Annotated in this window: 2 protein-coding genes; both read left to right on the forward strand. The window is 59.0% G+C overall.

Annotated features, from left to right (window positions below):
• Positions 1 to 289 (forward strand): winged helix-turn-helix domain-containing protein (locus tag ACWI8T_RS09570; protein ID WP_449138781.1); only part of this gene is annotated, 289 nt, incomplete at its 5' end.
• 7 nt (positions 290 to 296) lie between these two features.
• The coding region (locus tag ACWI8T_RS09575) for a sensor histidine kinase (protein WP_449138782.1) at positions 297 to 1,697 on the forward strand (1,401 nt) is incomplete at its 3' end.

Below are 1,697 nucleotides of genomic sequence, written 5' to 3' on the forward strand. Positions count from 1 at the left end.
GGGCCCGATTTGCCTGAACGTTGCGCGCTATCAGGTCACCGCAGACGGCGAGGAAGTGCAGCTCACGCATAAGGAATTCGAAATGTTGCGCTATCTCATGGAAAATCGCGGCATCGTGGTGTCGCGCGATTTGTTGCTCGACCGCGTATGGGGCTACAGCATTGCCGGCGAAACCCGCACGGTTGACGCCCATGTGCAAACGCTTCGCAAAAAGCTTTCTGAGGTGTGTCCCGAAGCTTCGACATATATCGAAACGGTACGTGGCGTGGGCTATCGCCTGAAAGCGTAGGCGGCCTATGGTGGTAACTGCGGTTTCCGACGAGGAAAAACCATCCCCCGAAAACGGGAAGTGTACGAAGCGTCTGCGCCTTTTCGCGCATCATTCGCTTGCCCATAATGCCGCAGCCGCCATTATGGTGGCTACTACGGCGGTGGCTCTCGTGTGCGTCGTTGCTTTTGCCGCGGCGTCATACGCCACGCTCGACGCGCGCGCATCCGAGGGAATCACCGACGAATCCCATCGCTATGCTTCTTACATAGAGGCCGCCCAGCTCGATGGCGATGAATTGCTCGACTTTCTTGATGAACAGTCGGAGCTTATGGGGAGCGACATGCGCGTCACGCTCATCGCGAGCGATGGCACGGTGCTGTTCGACAACGACGTGGCTGATGTGTCGATGCTCGAAAGCCATGCTGGGCGCCCCGAGTTCGTTCAGGCGGAAATCGACGGCGAGAGCAGCGCGGGCCGTTATTCCGAAACCCTGCAAGAGGTCACGCTCTATCATTCGGTTCGTCTTTACAACGATGATGTGCTTCGTTTCGCCACGACCCAATCGAGCGTGTGGGGCATGATGCTCCATATGCTGGGGCCGTGCGCCGTTGTTGTCGTGCTCGCGCTTGTTTCCGCCGCCGTGGGTTCGCGGTTTTTGGCTCAGGTGATTTCGGCCGACCTTATGCGAATCGACTTGGATCGGCCTCTCGAATCGGACGCCCCGGTCGAGCTTTCCCCCTTGCTCACGCGCCTCGACGCTCAGCGCAAGCGACTCGAGGCCCAGGCGAGCGAGCGGCGTCAATACACTGCGAACGTGTCGCACGAGCTCAAAACACCCCTCACGGTCATTTCGGGTTATGCGGAAATTATCGCCGCGGGCATCGCGAAAGATGAGGATGTGAAGTCGTTCGCGCATACCATCCACAGCGAATCGCAGCGCATGCGCAGTATGGTCGACGATATTATCTCGCTCTCAAAGCTCGATGACATGGGGAAAGATAGCACGTCGGGCGATGATTTGGGTGTTGATATGAACCAGGTCGTTTCGCTCGAATCTCTTGCCAATGACGTGTGCGGGCGCTTGCGTCCCTATGCCGAGGACCATGCGGTGTCTCTCTCGTGCGAGATTGAGCGCAGCGGCAATGAGCCTGTGGTCGTGCGCGGCAACGCGCAGATTTTGGGCGAGATGGTGCGCAACCTGGCCGAGAACGCGATTCGCTACAACGTCGAAGGCGGCCGCGCGCATGTTGCGATTATCGGTGCGGCCGACGGATCGGCCGTTGTGCGCATGAGCGATACCGGTATTGGCATTCCGCCCGAGCTGCGCGAGCGCGTATTCGAGCGCTTCTTCCGCGTCGACGAAAGTCGCTCGAAGGAAACAGGCGGCAGCGGATTGGGACTTGCCATTGTCAAGCATGCCGCACAA

Source organism: Slackia sp. (assembly GCF_977041755.1).